Here is a 19,128-nt window from a genome sequence, read left to right on the forward strand (position 1 = left end):
TATTGGCTATCTTAGATGTATCATTTTTTACCAAACGCAGCAATATCCATGAATTCCTGCTGCAGATTCCAGTATATACGGTTATAAATATCATATAGTTCTTGGTAACACTTAACTGCCGACGCTCCCGGCTTATAGGTTTTTTCAATTGTTACAAAATCAGCCGTAGAAGATATATCCTTCAAAATTCCCGCAGAAACGAAGCCTAATACCGCGGCACCAAAAGCTGCCCCTTCGTTTACATTTGGGACATTTATTTCCTGATTCAACGTGTCAGCTAAAATCTGCAGCCATAATTCTGACCTGATAAAGCTGCCGCTTACCCTAATTTCACGAGCCGGTCCCGTCACTTCCTGCAGGGCAAGCAGGATACTGTTCATTCGATAACATACCCCTTCCATGGTGGCGCGAATCATATGTCGTTTATCATGCTGCAGGGTAAGACCGAACAGTACACCTCTGGCGTCCGCATTCCAGTTTGGAGCTCGCTCACCGGTAAAGAAAGGAAGCATAATGAGCCCCTCTGAGCCCGGCGCTATTTTTTTTGCATAGCTAGACATCAATTCATAGGAATCGATGCCAAGTTTTTCTGCCACTCTTTGTTCTGTCTCACTAAAATGATCCCGCATCCAGCGCAGTGCAATTCCACCATTATTAATGGCTCCGCCTGCAACCCATACGGTATCCGTAAGATTGTAACACCAAGTCCGTCCTTTTTCGTCTGTACACGGTTTATCTGTCAGCATACGGACTGCACCGCTTGTGCCAATCGTAGCACTCATATCCCCAGGTCTTACCGCACCGATGCCTACATTTACCAATACGCCGTCACCAGCACCAATCACTACAGGAATTCCCGGCTGCAAACCTGTCCGGCGAGCCATCTCACCTCTTAAGGGCTGGCTGTATGTTGTCGATACAACATTCGGCAGTGTCTCTTCCGAAATAGACAGATATGTTAGCAACTCCCGATCCCACTCTAGGCTGAATAGATTATACAAACCGGAACCGCTGGCAATCGAACGATCTACCACCCATTGCCCAGTCAATATTCGAAAGGCATAATCTTTGATCGAGCCAAAATACGATGAGCGATTGAATATCTCAGGACGTTCTTTGCGAAGCCAAGCAATCTTAGCCATAGGGTACATGGGATGAAGCGGACATCCTGTACGACGGTATATGGACAGGAAATCGGGATCTATCCTTTTCATCTCTCGCACAATTTCCTGGCTGCGGTTGTCTGCCCAAGTCATTAGCGTTGTAGTCGGCTCTCCCTCTTTATCATAGGCGAGAAAACTGTGAAATACGGAACTGATGGAAACCCCTTCCGCCTTGCGTCCAGATTGGGTTAACGAGGTTACTACATCGCTGATGACACTTTCCATTGCACCAATGATTTCATTAGGATCTTGCTCAGCCCAGCCGGGATGAGGAGTATACAGCGGATAGTCCTGAGAAGCAGCACAAAGAGACTGCCCGTCAGCTTGATACGCCACGGCTCTTACTCCCGTTGTCCCTATATCGATACCGATCCATACAGAAGGTTTCATCTTCATCATCCTTACTCACTATTTTAATGATTCTTTAAAAACAAATTTTTGTATTGCATATCCTACACCACATTCTTCATTTGTTTTTGTTACATCATCAGCGCACTGCTTTAATTCCTCACAGGCATTGCCCATAGCGATTCCAATACCCGCTTCTCGAATCATTGAAATATCACTGCCTTCATTTCCAATTGCCATCACATTTTCCATAGGAATCCCCAAACCGCAGCAGATTATTTTCAAAGCCGCTCCTTTGCTGACAGTCGGTTCTACAATTTCTAAACCATGATCGGTATCCCGAATCACAGCAAAATCATCTGACCACGTTTTTAAAATTTGCTGCGCATTTCGAATCCGTATAGAATCATCAAATAATGCAATGCGCAGAGGTGCCTTCTCCAATGTTCTTAATTTCTTTGGACCTAGGACCGTATAAGGCACCCCAAAGATTCGAGAATAATTGACAGTTTCTTTGGTGGCTTGCTGAACAATAAGCTGATTCTCTAAATATACTTTGACATAATAGTTTTCTTCTTCAAAAATGCGAACCATTTCTCTAAACTTCAGCAAATTCATCGGTCTTTTTAGCCATATTCTTTCTTCTCTTTCATCTGTCACATAGGAACCACTCAGAGAAATCAGCGGTGTATCTAACTGCAATTGGCGGGCATAAGGCAGCATAGAACAAAAAGGTCTTGCCGATGCCAGCGTAACAATGATTCCTTTCTCTTTGGCCTTGACAATCATTTGTACAGCCTGATCGGGAATCTTTTTCTCTTCATCTAATAACGTTCCATCCAAATCAAGAGCAATCAGTCGAACAGGAGGATACATCATAAAGCTACCTCTCTACAAATTAATTTACAATCCAACTGGAAGTTTCTTTGTTATCTAAAACACGTTTCAATTCGCGCAATAATAAATACGGTGTTTGAGCAAATGTATCATTCGTCGCACCAGCCAAATGAGGGGTCAAAGTGACATTCTCCATAGTTAACAGGGGATGTTCTTTTGCTATTGGTTCTGTCCAAAAAACATCCAGGGCCGCTCCGCCAATTTGCCTATTCTGCAACGCTTCTATTAATGCCTTCTCATCAATCAAACCTGCTCGTGCAGTATTAATCAAATACGCCGTTGGTTTCATCCATGAAAGCGCTTCTTTGCCAATCAGACCTGCCGTATCTTTACTAAGTCTGGCATGGATACTAATGAAATCAGATTGCCTGCATAGTTCTTCTAGTGAAACTAATTCCACTCCCGATCCTTGCACCGCTTCCGCCTTGATATATGGATCATATGCCAGAACGCGAACATTAAAGTTTGCCAATTTGTGGGCAACCAGACGCCCAATATAACCCAAGCCTACTAAACCGATCGTTTTTTCACGCACATCACCCATAAATCCAGAATTAGCATATTTCTTTTTCCAGTCTCCCTGCATCAATGCAGCATGGCCCCTTGCCAAATTGCGCAGCTCCGACAGCAGCAGTGCAATCGTAAAATCGGATACAGCCTCTGCATTCCGCCCCATGGTTTTCATTACTTTAGTGCCTTTTGCTGTTGCAGCATTAACATCTGCATTTTCGGTGCCAGCACGACATACTCCAACATAAGATGCACTGCTTTGCTCAATCAGCTCTTTATTCAATGGGGTATGATGAGTAATAATCACATCGGCATCTTTGCCTGCTTCGATTAATTCCGCTGGAGGTTTTCCGGCACTAGGACCAAATTTTTCAACCTGACTGCGTAAGAACCAAAATTCTTCCTCACTTTCTGGTTTCCAATCTACCCCTTTTACAACCGCTTCATCGCCGAAGACATCACGTACTGCTTTTGCCAGCGTATCTGCTGTCAGCATTGGATCTCCTACCACTAAAAATTTCATTTATTTCTCCTCCTTCTTAATTAGAGCATCGATTTTGTGATGTATCCCTTGAAGCGCAGGATAAACGTTTTCATATACATTTTCAAACATGGTACGATATGCTTCATGCCTCACTGAGTCTGGAAGATAAACCGTATCATCACGCCTTGTTTGTCGTACAGCATCTTCGGGATCTTTGTATATCCCAGCACCAAGTCCAGCCAGCATTGCTGCACCAAGTGTAACAGCCTCAGGCACATTTAAACAAACAACAGGTTTCCCTAAGATATCTGCTTTGATCTGCATCCAAAAAGGTGACTTTGTTGCTCCCCCTACTACATTCACAGTCTCAATCTCATAATCTACTATCTTTTGTATTCCTTCTATAATCGTTGTAGATTCATAGCAGAGTCCTTCTATGATCGCTCTTGCCAAATCGCCTCTTGTATGAGAAGTAGTCAATCCAATGAGTGCTCCCTTGGATAAGGGATCCGCTCCTGGTGCATATTTCCCACGGAAATGAGGCAATAATATCGCTCCCTTTGCTCCCAATGGCGACTTTTCTGCCTCATCGAGCAAGGTAGTCAAATCCTCCTTGGTCATTTCAGTGCGAAACCAATCTAAAATCACACCCGATGAAATGACTTGACCTGCGATATAATACTTATCATCCACAACATAATTTACACAAGTAAAGTTGGTATCAATATGCTTTACATCATTAGCTGGTTCATCAACAACCATAAGAACCTGCTCACTGGTCCCTATAGCACTTAACACTTGACCGCTTTGCGTCAAACCACAAGCAAAAGCGCCACATACATAGTCCATCCCACCAGCAAAAACAGGAGTTCCCGCCTCAACGCCTGTTAAACCAGCTGAATGACTTGTTACAGTTCCGGCCAATTCTCCCGAACGTTTTATGGTCGAACATATTTCTCGTGGGATCTGTGCATGATCCAGAATCTTATCAGACCAGCAGCGCTCCTTTAGATCAACCGCCATCGTCCGGCAAGCTACGGATAAATCGACTACTGCCTCGCCAGTAAGCCGGTACACGATGTAATCCTGCATGGAAACCCATCGCTTCACACCTTTAAACAATTCTGGCTTTTGCCTTCGAATCCATTGCACTTTTGTAATACCCGCCATCGGATTCGGTACAAAACCACTAATGCTGAATACTTCTTCACTGCCAAAATCCTCGCGCCACTCGGCAGCAATTCCTTCCGTCCGGGTATCAAACCAAGCAATTGAACGATGTATCCATTCGTCATTCTCATTAAGCAGAACACCAGCAGCCCCCATGCTAGCCACTGCGATGCCATCAATCTTTTCTCCTCCCAATTGACGGGTAATATCTCGTAATATATCCTGTACCGCATCCCAAATTTGTCCAGGATCGAATTCGGCCCAATTATTTTCTAAATAGTGAGTCACAGTTGGACGACTAGCCACTGCTTTAAACATACCATCTTCTGTATAGGCTGCAGCTTTACAATTCGTAGTTCCTATATCTATGCCGATTAAACAAGCCAATTCCTTCCCCTCCTGCTTCTTATCTCTTTGTACATCCGTTGAAGTAAAGGTTACACATGGCAGACTAATAATCAATATTCATTTCTTATAGAATTTATAAGTTTAGGAGAATGTTGAACACAGAGGACACAGAGTGTTCTCTGTGGTTCGGTTTCCTTTATATGTTTTAAAGGACGCGTAGCGTTTTTCTTACTGGATGCTATACATTTATTTTATAACGATGATCCCAGAATGCTGGTCAATCTCATCCTTAAGTTCATCCAGGAATGGAGTTACCGACACACGCAGCCCTGCCCGATTAGTAACCAGATCCATCCCTTGGCAGATCTCATCCAATGTCACTAAATGAGTCAAAATTTTCTTAGCTGATACCTTACCATTACGAATCAACTCTAAGGCTAGTGCATTATGCCGAGGCGCTGATGAAAATGCACCATAAATAGCAATTTGCCGATAATGTACATAATTAGCATCGATTGTAATCGCAGGCTGATCTTTAGGCAATCCTGCAAACAAACAAACTTTGCCCATTTTGCTAGCCATATTAATACCTAAAACTTGAGCTTCTGGTGTACCTGCCGTGACGATCACTACATTCGCTCCCAAGCCACCTGTCAGCTCCATCACAGCCTTCGCCCCATCTTGGGAACTCAGGTCAATATATCCATCAAAGCCAAATGACTTTGCTTCTTCCAAACGTCTGGGACTCCGGTTAATTAAAAAGATCTTGCCTGCTCCTCTTGCCCTGGCCGCCTCAGCATGCATAATGCCGATTGGTCCTGCTCCGATCACCGCCACTGAATCACCCAAACCAATATTCATTACTTCTTGAGCATTCAATACGCAAGCCAGCGGCTCAGCAAGAGACGCTTCCAAATAGGTAACCTCATCGGGAATACGATTGATATTACCAACCCGGACACCACCTGCTGGAACAAGCACATATTCAGCAAAGCCACCATTATAATGATGGGCTATGGTTTTGCGTGTATAACACATATTTTGCCAGCCAGATGAGCAATAGGAGCACGTTCCGCACCCAATACCTGGTGCAACGATGACTCGATCACCTACCGAATATGCAGTAACATCCGGCGCTGCCTCTACAATTTCTCCTGCTATTTCATGCCCTAAAACAATTGGCGGTTTAATCGCCGCATGGCCATGACGAAAGGTTCTTAAATCCCCGCCGCAAATTGCACAAGCCTTTACTTTAATCAAAACAGTTCCTGGCTGAACCTGAGGTGTTTCAATCTCCTCAACTGTCATTTTTCCAATGCCTTGATATATCGCTGCTTTCATACTACTTCCTCCTTTGTCTTATAAGAATAATCAACAGTTGATAAAATCGAACCGAAATTACTCTTTTATGAGCGTTAATGATAAGTGAATCTATTTTAAACTTATATTCGATCTCTCCACCATAGTTGGACGTCCAGCTGTAGTTAATGTACACCTGGACGTCCATACACCTTTATGTTCTATGCAACTACCTTAGATAGAAGCAATATAAATATCAATGAAGATACAGAAAGAATCGTCTCCAGAACTGTCCATGTTTTTAATGTTTCAGTAACGGACATACCGAAGTATTCCTTTACAATCCAAAACCCGGCATCATTCACATGAGAAAGAACCAGCGCTCCTGATCCCACAGCCAGCACGATAATTTCTTTGGACACGCCTGCCGAATTTGCAACAAGAGGTGCTACGATACCAGCTGCAGTCATCATCGAAACCGTAGAGGAACCTGTAGCAACACGAATCATAGCTGCAATCGTCCAAGCTAACATAATCGGGCTTAACCCCATCGTGGAGGCCATCTTAGCGATTTCATTACCAATACCACTATCTAATAATACCTTATTAAATGCACCGCCACCGCCGATAACCATTAAAATGCTGGCCATAGCTGGAAGCGATTGATCGCAGAACTTACCGATTTGCGTCAAGTTAAAATTACGACTAAAACCAAAGCTATAAAAAGCAAACAATAATGCAATTAAGAGGGCCATAAATGGACTGCCGATGAATTTCAAAATCGCAAACATCTGAGACGTACGATCCATTGTCAAATCAGCAATTGTTGCAAATAGCATTAATATAACGGGCAGTAATATCGTGAAAACTGTAATGCCGAATCCCGGCATTTCATGATCCTCCCGACCTGCTTTAATCTGGTCAGCAAAACCTTCAGGTACCCCAACCACTCGCATGCGTTTTGAAATAAAACTGGCAAATAAGGGACCGGCAAGAGCTGCCGCAGGCAAACCAACAATAAGACTATATAATATTGTTTTGCCAACATCTGCTTTAAATATATCTACAGCTGCCATAGCTGCAGGGTGAGGGGGAACCAAACCATGAACAATGGATAACCCCGCAACCAAAGGAAGGCCAACTTTCAGCAAAGAAATTCCAGTTTCCTTTGCAATCGTAAATACAAGAGGAATTAAAAGTACAACACCGACCTGAAAAAAAACAGGAATCCCAACAATAAAGGCAACAATCATCATTGCCCAGTGAACTTTTTTTAATCCAAACAAGTTAATCAAGGTTTTGGCAATTCTTTCTGCACCACCAGACTCTTCTAACATTTTTCCCAACATGGTGCCAAGTCCTAAAACAATTGCAATAAAACCAAGGGTATTACCTAACCCCGCTTGAATGGAGGCAAGGACTTTGTCAAAGGGCATCCCCGCTGCCACTCCTAAGAATACCGACACAATCATTAAGGTTACAAAAGGATTAATTTTAAAATAAGTAATCATAAGCAAGAGCAAAAGAACAGCCGCAATAGCAACTCCGATTAACATTAATATTCCTCCTCTTTTATCCTACTAGCTTTGTTCCCTTCGTGGGACTAACCTCATCCCTCCTTGTCTTAAACAAAGAAAATTCTGTTATTTAACCCCTTCCCACCGCCTTTCTATTTTGTTTAACTCCGTTTTAAAAACGAGGAGCGATTCTTATGAATATCTGCAAAAATAATTGATCAGGCTTATTTAATCATTTTTGCAAATTATTTTCAATCATTATTATATTTTAAAAATTATTTTCATATGTATTATACAATTTGCAAAGAATAAAATCAATAACTTTAAATGTAATTTTCAATATTTTTATACAATTCGTAATTATTTTCATTTTAGTTTTTCAGTGTTATCATGGTGAAGATCTTAACTATATTTATTAATACGTAAGACGCTGTTCTTAATATCTTCCGCATTAGAGAAAAACTTTTTTTGAATAGCACTTATTGTTTTTAACTTCTTTTATTCATATTTATGTATCTTTTTTGATTTTATTTGCATTTTGTAAAATTATTTTCACTTTTTAAAACACGATAAATACGACCTTAAAAAGGATAAAACTCTATGTTTTTTTGATATTATTTTCATTTTCAATAAAGAATTCTTGTTATACTTCCCCGTCATTTGTTATACTTACATTGTCAACGGTTGACTTTACATTTAATGTATTTTTTTCATCTGCACAATAGTAAAACAACCTTGCTACACAAAGAGTTCTTCTGAGTTCGCAAATACCTTGATCAATATAATATTTTCATTTACAAAGTACGGTTCATAAGGAGATAAATATGACTACACGAGAGCCTAAACCTAACGTGTGCTTAGCACTCATACATAATATGTTTCAATCCTTAACTAAAACAGAGCGAAAATTAGCAGAATACATCATTTCCAATCCATCCGAAGTCATTCATATGACAATCACCGAACTGGCTGAAATTACAGGGAGCGCCGAGGCTACCATTTCACGATTCTGCAAAAATAAATTAGGATTTCCAGGTTTTCAAAGTCTTAAAATAGCCTTAGCAAGCGACTTATACGAACCCTTTGAATCCATATACAACGAAGTCAATGCAGACGATCCTATTGACGAAGTCGCCAGCAAAGTTTTTCAAAATATCAACGAGGCGTTGCATGACACCCTAAAAATCATTCATGCAGAATCTTTATCAAACGCAATCACTGCAATCTTGGCGGCTCGTCGCATTGAGGTCTACGGCACAGGAGGTTCAGCACCCATCGCTGCCGATGTGGAACATCGCTTTTCACGTTTTGGCATTTCTGTCAGAGCTTATGCTGACCAGGACATGCAAGCGATTTCTGCCTCACTCTTGCATCCTGGTGATGTCGTAATCGCCATATCTCATACTGGCTCTAATCAAAGCGTTCTGGAGTCTGTAAAAATTGCAAAAGAAAATGGCGCAACGATTATCGGTATCACAAGTCACATCCGATCTCCCCTTAGCCAGATATCAAATATCACTTTAAACGGTATGGCGAAAGAAATTAATTATCGATCCGAGGCAATGTCCTCACGTTTAATTCATCTAGCAATCATTGACGTGCTTTATGTTGGAGCCATGTTAAGACAACCCGATCGAATTACACACAATATGCAAAAGATTCGTCAATCCATTGCTAAAACTCGTTTATAAGAAAAGTGCTCACTTAAAACATAGCCGTTTTGAACCACAAAGGCGCAAAGGACACAAAGGGTTTTATTTATTTTTCGTGCACTCCTTTGCGTGCCGCGTTAGCGGCATTGTGCCTTTGTGGTTCATAAAATCTCATCTTTTCCGCACCTAAAAACTTATACGTTCTCTACTTATAAAAAACACCGATGCGAAAATTCGCAATCGGTGTTTTTTATATTATTATTCAGTACGGCTTTACAGCTCGGGATGATTTTTTAAAAAACTCTTGATGGAATCAGCCATAATTTTTTTACCTGAGATGTCAGGATGCAATCCATCCTGAGCATATTTTACTGGAAGTATTCCATTCTCATCTGCTAGCAGGGAATAAATTTCAATCGCATAGGGTTGATTCCGAATAAACTCATTCACTTTCGCTAATTCCACCTGCCAGTTATCAGCGGTTGACTGATCAAATACCCGTTGTATTCTTTCAGGATTTACAGGGGGGACCGTCAAGAAAATAGGCGTGATTCCATTTTCCTCACATTTTTCCCTTAGTGATTCTAGGGATTCAATGACTTCTTCTCCAGATACACCACCACGAATACTATTCGTTCCGCCCAAAATAAACAGATATTGAGGCTTAAAGGGAAGTACGTCATGTTCAAAACGCTCCACCATCGCCTCGCTGGTATCTCCGCTTCTGCCTAAATTCTTCACAGGAAAAGGCAAGTACGAGACATATTCAAAACGATCATCCGATGGCGGATTAGAAATGGCCCCACCCCCATGAGTAATACTGTCGCCAAACACAGCCCATTTTCGGCTGCCTGTTTTCACGGTCAATGGGCTCGCATCAGAATACTTGCCAATCGGCTTTTTATTCTCATCTAATGCAAGTACTCGCCAGTAAAACGTCCCTGGCTCTACATAGGCATGAGTATCATAATAATCAAATCCAAATCCTCCTTGTAGTATAGAAGAACGGATTCTATATTTTGATGCTTCCGTGCCATTAGGTTTCTCTGGCGGGGCACTCAATATTTCCACTTCATAAGAATCAGCTCCTAATACTGGTATCCATGAATATACAGGATATAGCGGCAGGGGGTGATTCTTTTTTAAGCTGGATGTAATGGTTGGCTTATCAGGATTAAGGACCCCTTTACTTAAAGCAATAGGATTTGAAAAAGCAGCACGAGGATTCTTATCTAAATCTAAAGGACGAACACGATAATACAGCTTTTTTAGTTTTTCGCCTTTAAATAAAGCTGTATTCAATTCAATACCAGGAGTAGAAATCTTGGTTGTACTATAAACAATCTGCTTGGCAGAAGCTTTCTTATTATTCTTAATGGGACAATTGGCGACCTCCAATTCATACATAACTGCATCCTCAGCATTATGCCATACAAGCTGTATTTTATCGTTTTGGGCATAGCCATTTACCGTTACCAAAAACAGCGCAAGACTAAAAAAAATAATCCTTAACACTCTCAAAAAACTTTCTCCTCTCTTTATATACCAAAATAAATGTTGCCACAAGCATACGCTTGTGACAACAGTATGTATCTACTACATTCTTATCGTGAATTATTCTTCATAGGAACAACAATAATCCGCAACAATTTTTACTTTTAATGAAAAACGTGAATTGGCCGGAACTTGGAAGCGATCTCCGCCTGTATATACATTCCAGGTACTTTCACCTGATAACAATACTTCTAGTTCTCCTGCCAAAATCTCCATGACTTCAGCAGCGTCAGTACCAAACTCATATTCGCCTGGCAGCATAATTCCCAGGGTCTTTCTAGTTCCATCAGCAAAAAGAACTGTTCGGCTTGTTACCTTCCCCTCAAAATATGCATTTGCCTTTTTTACAATCGTAACATTTTTAAATTGATCCACACGTATTCCCCCTTGTCTTTCCCATCTTCATTATACAGCATTAGGCGATCCATATTTTTTACTTTTTTCATTGTATCATACTCATTACCAAATGCAAAAGCTAGAAATTCTAAGAGCTAGTCTAATTATATATTCTTTAAGCTGTACTTAGGGTATTACCAACTGTATACTCACCTATTATTGCATTTTTAGCTACTTCTGCTAATATATCTAAGGTATCAAACAGAGGAAAATCAATATCATCCTGCGAAAGTAAAATAGGTAAATCTGTACAAGCTAATATCACACATTCGGCACCCATTTCTTTTAGACTGCCGATAATCGTCAGTAATGCTGCTTTGTCAGGTGCTAAGATTTCTCCTTTTACCAATCGATATATAATTTCTGACACAGTCTTTTGCTGATATGTCATAGGCAATATTGGAATTATATTATTCTCGTACAGGGGTCTTGTGTATAGCTGGTTATCAACAGATGCAGTAGTGGCTAGAATTCCCACCTTTCTTATTTTATGCAGCTTAAGATGCCTGCAGGTTTCTTCCACGATACTAAAAACAGGAACTTTTGAAACCTCTCGAATTGCATTTATATAAATATGAGCTGTATTACAAGGAATTACACAAAAATCCACGTTATCATGTATTGTTTTAATGCCTTCAATCACAAGTTGTTCTAGCAAGTCTCCCTCTTCATTACGTTGTAAAAAACAATCGGCAATTTGAAAGGGTTCGGGAACACTATACATAAGAATGGGAGGATATCCTTTGGTATGTACGAATTGTTTGACGATCTTCATATAAAACAGTGCGGTTGCCTCTGGTCCCATACCGCCGACAATACCACAAGTTTTCAAAATAGCTCCCTCCTCAACGAAATGAACTAGTACGATTATGCTTTGATTGCATCATGACCAAAAACAATGTCAAAACCATTATCATTTTTTAAAACATTATAACCGTAAAATCCTAGACTGAAGATAAACTTTTGGGATTCAATATCTGTATTTGGTATTCGAACACTGTATTTAGGTTGCTTAAAGCGATTTCTAAAATCTAAATGAAATATATAACGAAGTAAATTGTTAAATTTTTTCTTTATCTGCTTTATCACAAAACCCTGAGCCAAAGTTGTCCTTATTGTGGGATAATTATTAGGAGAAATAGTAAGACATACGTGCTTATATCCCATTTCTTCAAGAGTTTTCAAATGCATATTAGCAACTCTAGTTAGAAGTCCCTTTTTCCTATGGTCTGGATGTATGACAACTGGTCCTAATTGAACAAACTGTGACAACTCCTCTTGATTTAGTCCAATATCAACACCTAACTGAGCTTCATTGAAACTGGGAAATGATGCCATATGGAAGCCTACTACTTGCTCCTTTTTAAAAATACCCATTGAACCGTCTTTAATCATTAATTGCTTGCGAAAAAATTCTATTGGCTCTCCATAGTAAATTGCTGAATCTGATAAACTCCTTATTACGGTATCCTGTAAACAGAGTATTGGGTCTAAGTGAGTTTCATTTAAAAACTTAATTTCATATTCCTTACTATGGTCGTTATCTGCTACATCTATTATGATTATCACCCTCTCATTATCATAAATTATTCTGTCCTATTTTAAACTTAATAAAGAACTCCGTTCCTTTAGGACCAGTTTCTACCGTAATTTTCGCATTATGTCTTGCGGCAATACTATAGCAAACGGGTAAACCTAAACCGGTACCGCTTTCCTTTGTTGTCTGAAAGGGGATTCCAATATTCTCTAATATTTCAGTTTTTATTCCTGAGCCTTGATCAGCAATCGCCATGACTACTACATTCTCTTCGCAGTACGTCTTAATTCTTACTTCTCCTTTCTCATTCATTGCTTCTAATCCATTTCTCACCATGTTAAGGATCACTTGCCTAATCTCTTTCTCATCAATCAGCAATTCGGGAATCTCACTTAATTCTAATACAATACTCTTATTACTGATTCTGGCATCTGCCTCAATAAGAGGGACAATGGCTTCAATAATTTGATTTAGATTTGCATATTCGAGATTAACCGCTTTGTTTTTCGCCAGGGATAAAAATTCTGTTATAATGCCATTGGCCCGATCCAATTCCTCAATCATGATGCTATAGAAAGAAGCATGAGGAGAATCATGTTCTTTCTTGGCAAGCATTTGCAGGAAACCTCGTACTGTAGTCATAGGATTGCGTACTTCATGGGCAATGCCTGCTGCCATTTCCCCAATAATATTCAATCGATCGAGCCTCGCAATCTGCTTTTCTATTTCTTTTTGTCTAATTGTATTCCATAAAATCATTTCATTCTGTTGTTGGATTTTTTTAAAATTAGCCTTCAATTTATCAGCCATCTTATTAAAAGCAACTGCTAAGATACCAAATTCATTCTTCCTTCCTAAAGGTACCCTAAATTCCAAATCTCCATTACTAAGAGCTGTAACGCCCTCGGTTAATTCACTGATTGGCTCTATTACATACTTTTTAGTTATCCAAAAAATCGAACCTAAAATTAATACCAGCATCACAATGCAAGTAATAAATATTGGCGTCATTATCCGGCTTACTTTTTCCTCCAGTTCACTCTCATCAATAATCGCAATGGCTTTCCAACCTGATATAGGAGATCGATTGACAGAGGCTAATTGCTTTTTACCATCAATCGTAACATGGTGAATCTTCCCATCATCTGTCAAATCCATTAACGCAGATATATCAATTTCTTGCGGGGTTTTCATTAACCATTCACTATGTTTAGGACAAACAATAATTTTATTATTTTGGCTTAGTAAAATCACATAACCATTTGACCCAATCTTAAACTCTTCTATTTCCTTTTCTAATTCTTCTACACACCACCCTGCTACTACAACACCAACTACTTTATTATCACGCTCAACTGCACGTGCAACGGATATAACAAGTTCTCCTGTTGTTTGCATAAAATAAGGATCAGTTAAATATGCTACCCCTTTATGATTTATCGCTTCTTGGTACCAAACGCGCTCCCTGGGGTCATATCCAGGTTCTGAAAAAAAACTCGGATACTCAAAATATCCTCCTTGTTCAGTTCCAATTGCAACTCCCATCATATGCAGGAAGATACTTCCATAATTTACAAAGAAATGGTGCATACTTGGCGTAATCATATCTGAATTTTCTATTATTCGATCTCCTACAATAAAGGATACTTCATATGTTCGATCATCCATAGCTAACAGTGATATGGCCTCATAGGCTGGTTTTATTGCCCCATCATTGATCTTATTATGTATTTTATTTAATACTTCATAGGTATAATATTCAAAATTCTCATGTACCTGCTTCGTTATCACCTTCTCTATATAGAGTCCACCCGCAACGAAAGGTGCGATACAAACCAGTAATGTCCATAATATAAACTGGAATCCGATGGATTGTTTTTTAATTTTCATAGTAGCCTCAAAACAAACTTAGGAATCATTTTGTCGCCTCTTTTATCTTTTTTCAAAAAATTTGATAAGAATGCAATACATGTAACTTTTTGTAAACTTCTCCGTTAATTTGAAATTTCCTTGTTTATATTGCTAATAAAAATTTTGAACTGCCAAAATTAAGCAGTATTAAGAATGATTAAGTAAGAAAAATACTTCGCATCCTTAAAACATATGAAGTGAACCACAGAGGCACAGAGAACACTGAGAAAAAATAATTAGGGTTAAAAACCTCTGTGCTCTCTGCTAACTCTGTGTCCTCTGTGTCAACGTTCCTTAAATTATAATTTTTATAACTAGACAAAAGGCCAGCACCTTCACAGGTTACTGACCTTTTTCCATTTCAGATTCTATTTTAGCTGCAATTTTGCCAGGGCTTCTGCCATAGCAGAATTAAAAGGTCCATCGCTTCCTTTGCTTTGTTCTCTCATATATTTAGCGACTTCTCCCTTTGAACTTTTGGTGCTTTCCTTCTTTTTTCGTTCATTGAAGGTGGAGAGTTTTTCTCGGAAACCGCAGCTGCAGACAAAGATCTGTCCTTCACCTTCACCACGTAATTCCAATTTTTTATGACAAGTAGAGCACCTGGCATTCGTTATTATGGAGAGATTTTTACGATGCCCGCATTCTCGATCCTGACAAACAAGCATTTTTCCCTTCTTGCCATTCACTTCTAACATGAACTTTCCACATTCCGGACATTTCGTTCTAGTAAGATTGTCATGCCTAAATTTATCTTGGCTGTTTTTGATCTCACTTACAACCACTTGCGCATATTTTTTCATGTCATTAATAAAGATATTTTTATTCAGGCTTCCTTTTGCAATATAGCCTAGTTTCTGTTCCCATTGAGCAGTCAATGCTGGGGATTTTAAATCTTCAGGAACCAATGCCAGCAGTTGTTTACCTTTGGCAGTAATAAAAATATTCTTGCCATTCTTTTCGATTAAGAAGCTATTAAATAATTTCTCAATCACATCCGCTCTTGTAGCTACCGTGCCGAGACCGCCTGTTTCTCCAATGGTTTTTTTCAAGGCTTCACTTTCATTACTCATGTACTTAACAGGATTCTCCATAGCTGATAATAAGGTGCCTTCATTAAAAGGCGCAGGAGGTTTCGTCTCTCCCTTCGTAAGACTCACATTAGTAATCGATATAGTGTCCCCTCGGTTGATCTTGGGTAATAATTGTTCTACTACATCTTCTTTTGCCTCATCGTCCTCACCAGCATGTTCATAAATTGCCTTCCATCCTTGGGCAATAATCGTTTTACCCGTGGCAATAAAGACTTCGCCGCCTATTTTAGCTTTTAGAGTGATTTGCTCATACTCAAATGGCGGATATAAGGCTGCTAAAAATCGTTTTACAACTAAATCATATATTTTTCTCTCCATATCACTCATAGAACTTAGCATTGGCATCTGTTCTGTTGGGATAATTGCATGATGATCAGAGACTTTATTATTATCAACAAAAGAGGAATTCCCTTTAATGGGCTTTTTCAAAATGGCAGAGGCTATTTGAGAATAAGGACCTACACTGCATGCTTTGACTCGGTCTTTGAGGGTGTCAACAATATCCGTAGAAATATATCTTGAATCCGTACGAGGGTAGGTTAGCACCTTATAATTCTCATACAATCTTTGCATAATAGAGGTAGTTTCTTTTGGTGAAAAACCAAATAGGCGGTTACCATCTCGCTGCAGTTCTGTTAAATCATATAATTGGGGCGAAAACTTCTTTTTATAAGCTTTGTCGATTTCCACCACTTCAGCATTTTTATTTTTAACCGTATTTAATAGTGCTTCACAAACGCTTTTATCAAAAGTTCGCGTATTTTTTGTATTCTTATCCTGCCAAATTAATTTTAAATGATTGCTGCCAGTTGCAGAAATTCCATAATATTCATTTGGTTTAAAGGTTTTAATTTCCTCTTCTCTGGCTGCAATAATGGCTAACGTTGGCGTTTGTACTCTGCCGCAAGAAAGCTGGGCATTGTATTTACATGTTAGAGCGCGAGTCGCATTAATTCCCACAAGCCAATCCACCTCCGCCCGGGCAACGGCAGAAGCATAGAGACTCTCATACTCTTTGCCAGGTCGCAGTTTGCTAAAGCCTTCCTTAATGGCTTTATCCGTAACGGAAGAAATCCACAGCCGCTTAATGGGTTTATTGATATGTGCCTTTTCAATAATCCAGCGGGCAACAAGTTCCCCCTCCCGCCCCGCATCTGTGGCAATTACAATCTCACTCACATCATTGCGCGTCATTTGTGTTTTTACTGTATGAAACTGCTTGCCGCTTTGCTTAATGACAACCAATTTTAATTGTGTGGGCAGCATGGGTAAATCTTCTAGCTTCCAGGATTTATATTTATCATCATATACTTCTGGATCTGCTAAGGTTACTAAATGTCCTAATGCCCAGGTAACAATATGTTTTTCTCCCTCAAAATAGCCATTTTCTTTTCGATTACATCGTAATACTCTGGCTAAATCTCGACCAACAGAAGGTTTTTCAGCTAACACTAATACTTTACTCATTATACAGTCCTTTCCCTATACAACTGCTCTCGTAAAACTTTTTTATTAAACAAAGTTCTCTTTGCAGGAGTTTATTTCCTTTTTATACAATCTATGCTTATATTACATCTTTTACACTCTATAAGTCAAAATGTATCCCAATTATACCTTCCTCATTCAAGGCAAGTCAACAAATGGAAAGCGAGGTGATGTCATGAGTGATAATGTAAATCAAGAAATTTTAGACAAACTGACTAAAGTCTGTATATGCAAAGCTATTAGTAAAGCGTCTATAAAAAAGATAATTGCCTCTGGAGCTGATACTTTAGAGAAAGTTCAAAGAGAATGCGGTGCTGGCTCTGGTCCCTGTGGCGGCAAACGATGTACACCAAAAATCAAAGAACTCTTAGAGTTCCAATCATAAAAACTATAATAATAATCCTGACATTTATGAAAAATGCCAGGATTATTATTATATTATTATTATTATTATTATTATGGTTCTATTTTTTAAAGATATGTGTTAAGGCATCGGAAAGGCAAGGATAATGAAAGGTAAAGCCTTGCTGCAACAAACGCTTAGGATACACCTTCAGGCTCTTTAATAAGACCTCTTGTGCCATATCGCCGAACAGTATCGTTGCTAAGAAAGCTGGAATACGAGTACGGCTTTTACTGCCCAGCACTCTTCCCAGTACTTCCATAAATTCCTGCATAGTGACAGCATTGGGAGTACAAGCATTATAGGCCCCCTGCCATTCTTCACACTCAACTGCCTGCAGAATCAAGTTCACAAGATCATCACGATGAATCCAAGACATCCATTGCTGTCCATCTCCAAGATAACCGCCAACACCAAAGCGAAAGGGCAGAGCGACCTTCGGCAGCATGCCGCCATCCAATCCAAGTACATGACCAAATCGTAAACGCAGGACACGTACTCCCAAGCTTTCCGCTTTTAATGCCTCCTCTTCCCAGGCTCGACATACATCGGCTAAGAAGCCATGACCATTTCCACTACTTTCTGTGAATCGCTGCTTGGGATGAGAACCATAGTAGCCAATCGCTGATGCATTGATTAATACCTTGGGATAAGGCAGACCCAGTTTTTGATTCTGAAGAATACTATCAACAATACAAGAAGTGATTTTCACTCTGCTATTTTGGATCTCTTGGCAAACAACCGAATTCCATCGGCTGCCTGCAATACTTTCACCAGCTAGATTAATAATACAGCTGGTCCCCGCAATCGTAGCAGGAGTGAATAGTTTTCCTGGCTCAGGCAATTGAACCACAGAGTCTATTGGGTAATTCTTACTGTCACGAGAGACAATCTGAAATGTATTTCCCCGGGATACCAATTGTTTGACAACGGCTCGACCTACAAAGCCAGTCCCTCCGGTTATCAATAGATTCACCAGCTGCTCACTCCTTTAGCCATCCTTCTCTCACCCTTCATTTCTACTCATCTAGCCAAACTCCTCCATTATGTATCGCAAAAGAATTAGGACTTACGCGGGTCAAATTACTTTCCATCCTTCAATATATAAGTTTCCCCGCCCCATTGCACTCGCAATACTTATTTTTACTCTGCAATGGGGCAATGGGATTTGTTCTTTTCTTTAATCTCATATCCGCTTTCTTATATACATCCTAACAGCCATGTTCCTCCAAAATAAAGTGCCGCTAGAATCAATAGTAGAAAGATAAAGCTGCCAAAATTAAAACAGAGCAAACATATTAGTAAGAAAATAATCGTAATACCAGAATGATCCATTACTAAATTGACCCACTCCATCCCC

General features: G+C 39.7%; 16 protein-coding genes. 2 read left to right on the top strand and 14 right to left on the bottom strand.

Annotated elements, in window-relative coordinates:
• Positions 1-20: 20 nt before the first annotated feature.
• From LMF89_RS02510 to LMF89_RS02535, 6 genes are all read right to left on the bottom strand, one after another.
• Positions 21-1,553 (bottom strand): gluconokinase, encoded by a 1,533-nt coding sequence (locus LMF89_RS02510; RefSeq protein ID WP_229533751.1) that lies wholly within the window; start codon positions 1,551-1,553, stop codon positions 21-23.
• An 18-nt stretch (positions 1,554-1,571) separates the two neighbouring features.
• Entirely contained in the window at positions 1,572-2,390 is an 819-nt protein-coding gene (locus tag LMF89_RS02515) for a Cof-type HAD-IIB family hydrolase (protein ID WP_229533752.1), read from the bottom strand.
• Between the two features lie 19 nt (positions 2,391-2,409).
• Entirely contained in the window at positions 2,410-3,441 is a 1,032-nt protein-coding gene (locus LMF89_RS02520) for a 2-hydroxyacid dehydrogenase (RefSeq protein WP_229533753.1), read from the bottom strand.
• Entirely contained in the window at positions 3,442-4,959 is a 1,518-nt protein-coding gene (locus LMF89_RS02525; protein WP_229533754.1) for an FGGY-family carbohydrate kinase, read from the bottom strand. It abuts the gene before it with no gap.
• 207 nt (positions 4,960-5,166) lie between these two features.
• Positions 5,167-6,261, bottom strand: coding sequence for a zinc-dependent dehydrogenase (locus tag LMF89_RS02530; RefSeq protein WP_229533755.1), 1,095 nt, complete (start codon positions 6,259-6,261; stop codon positions 5,167-5,169).
• Between the two features lie 179 nt (positions 6,262-6,440).
• Positions 6,441-7,775, bottom strand: coding sequence for a GntP family permease (locus tag LMF89_RS02535; protein ID WP_229533756.1), 1,335 nt, complete (start codon positions 7,773-7,775; stop codon positions 6,441-6,443).
• A 785-nt stretch (positions 7,776-8,560) separates the two neighbouring features.
• On the opposite strand from LMF89_RS02535, the gene LMF89_RS02540 reads away from it, so the two are divergent.
• A complete protein-coding gene (locus LMF89_RS02540) occupies positions 8,561-9,427 on the top strand; it encodes a MurR/RpiR family transcriptional regulator (RefSeq protein ID WP_007958818.1) in 867 nt (288 codons plus the stop codon).
• 234 nt (positions 9,428-9,661) lie between these two features.
• On the opposite strand, the gene LMF89_RS02545 is transcribed toward LMF89_RS02540, so the two are convergent.
• The 6 genes from LMF89_RS02545 to LMF89_RS02570 form a co-directional block, all read right to left on the bottom strand.
• On the bottom strand, positions 9,662-10,903 hold the full coding sequence (locus LMF89_RS02545; protein WP_229533824.1) for a GDSL-type esterase/lipase family protein: 1,242 nt from the start codon (positions 10,901-10,903) through the stop codon (positions 9,662-9,664).
• 99 nt (positions 10,904-11,002) lie between these two features.
• Positions 11,003-11,317, bottom strand: coding sequence for a pyrimidine/purine nucleoside phosphorylase (ppnP, locus tag LMF89_RS02550; protein WP_229533757.1), 315 nt, complete (start codon positions 11,315-11,317; stop codon positions 11,003-11,005).
• Positions 11,318-11,453: 136 nt separating this feature from the next.
• Positions 11,454-12,170 (bottom strand): aspartate/glutamate racemase family protein, encoded by a 717-nt coding sequence (locus LMF89_RS02555; RefSeq protein WP_229533758.1) that lies wholly within the window; start codon positions 12,168-12,170, stop codon positions 11,454-11,456.
• A gap of 35 nt (positions 12,171-12,205) precedes the next feature.
• Complete coding sequence (locus LMF89_RS02560) at positions 12,206-12,907, bottom strand: GNAT family N-acetyltransferase (RefSeq protein WP_229533759.1); 702 nt, start codon at positions 12,905-12,907, stop codon at positions 12,206-12,208.
• Between the two features lie 10 nt (positions 12,908-12,917).
• Positions 12,918-14,765, bottom strand: a complete 1,848-nt coding sequence (locus LMF89_RS02565; RefSeq protein ID WP_229533760.1) for an ATP-binding protein — start codon at positions 14,763-14,765, stop codon at positions 12,918-12,920.
• Positions 14,766-15,154: 389 nt separating this feature from the next.
• On the bottom strand, positions 15,155-17,347 hold the full coding sequence (locus LMF89_RS02570) for a DNA topoisomerase III (protein WP_229533761.1): 2,193 nt from the start codon (positions 17,345-17,347) through the stop codon (positions 15,155-15,157).
• A 193-nt stretch (positions 17,348-17,540) separates the two neighbouring features.
• On the opposite strand from LMF89_RS02570, the gene LMF89_RS02575 reads away from it, so the two are divergent.
• A complete protein-coding gene (locus tag LMF89_RS02575) occupies positions 17,541-17,750 on the top strand; it encodes a (2Fe-2S)-binding protein (protein WP_229533762.1) in 210 nt (69 codons plus the stop codon).
• A gap of 79 nt (positions 17,751-17,829) precedes the next feature.
• Here the strand turns inward: LMF89_RS02575 and LMF89_RS02580 are convergent, their stop codons facing one another.
• Positions 17,830-18,744, bottom strand: coding sequence for a TIGR01777 family oxidoreductase (locus tag LMF89_RS02580; protein ID WP_229533763.1), 915 nt, complete (start codon positions 18,742-18,744; stop codon positions 17,830-17,832).
• A 224-nt stretch (positions 18,745-18,968) separates the two neighbouring features.
• Entirely contained in the window at positions 18,969-19,124 is a 156-nt protein-coding gene (locus tag LMF89_RS02585) for a hypothetical protein (RefSeq protein WP_007955885.1), read from the bottom strand.
• Between the last annotated feature and the right edge of the window lie 4 nt (positions 19,125-19,128).

Origin of the sequence: Pelosinus baikalensis, from assembly GCF_020819555.1 — a bacterium.
Taxonomy (GTDB): domain Bacteria; phylum Bacillota; class Negativicutes; order DSM-13327; family DSM-13327; genus Pelosinus; species Pelosinus baikalensis.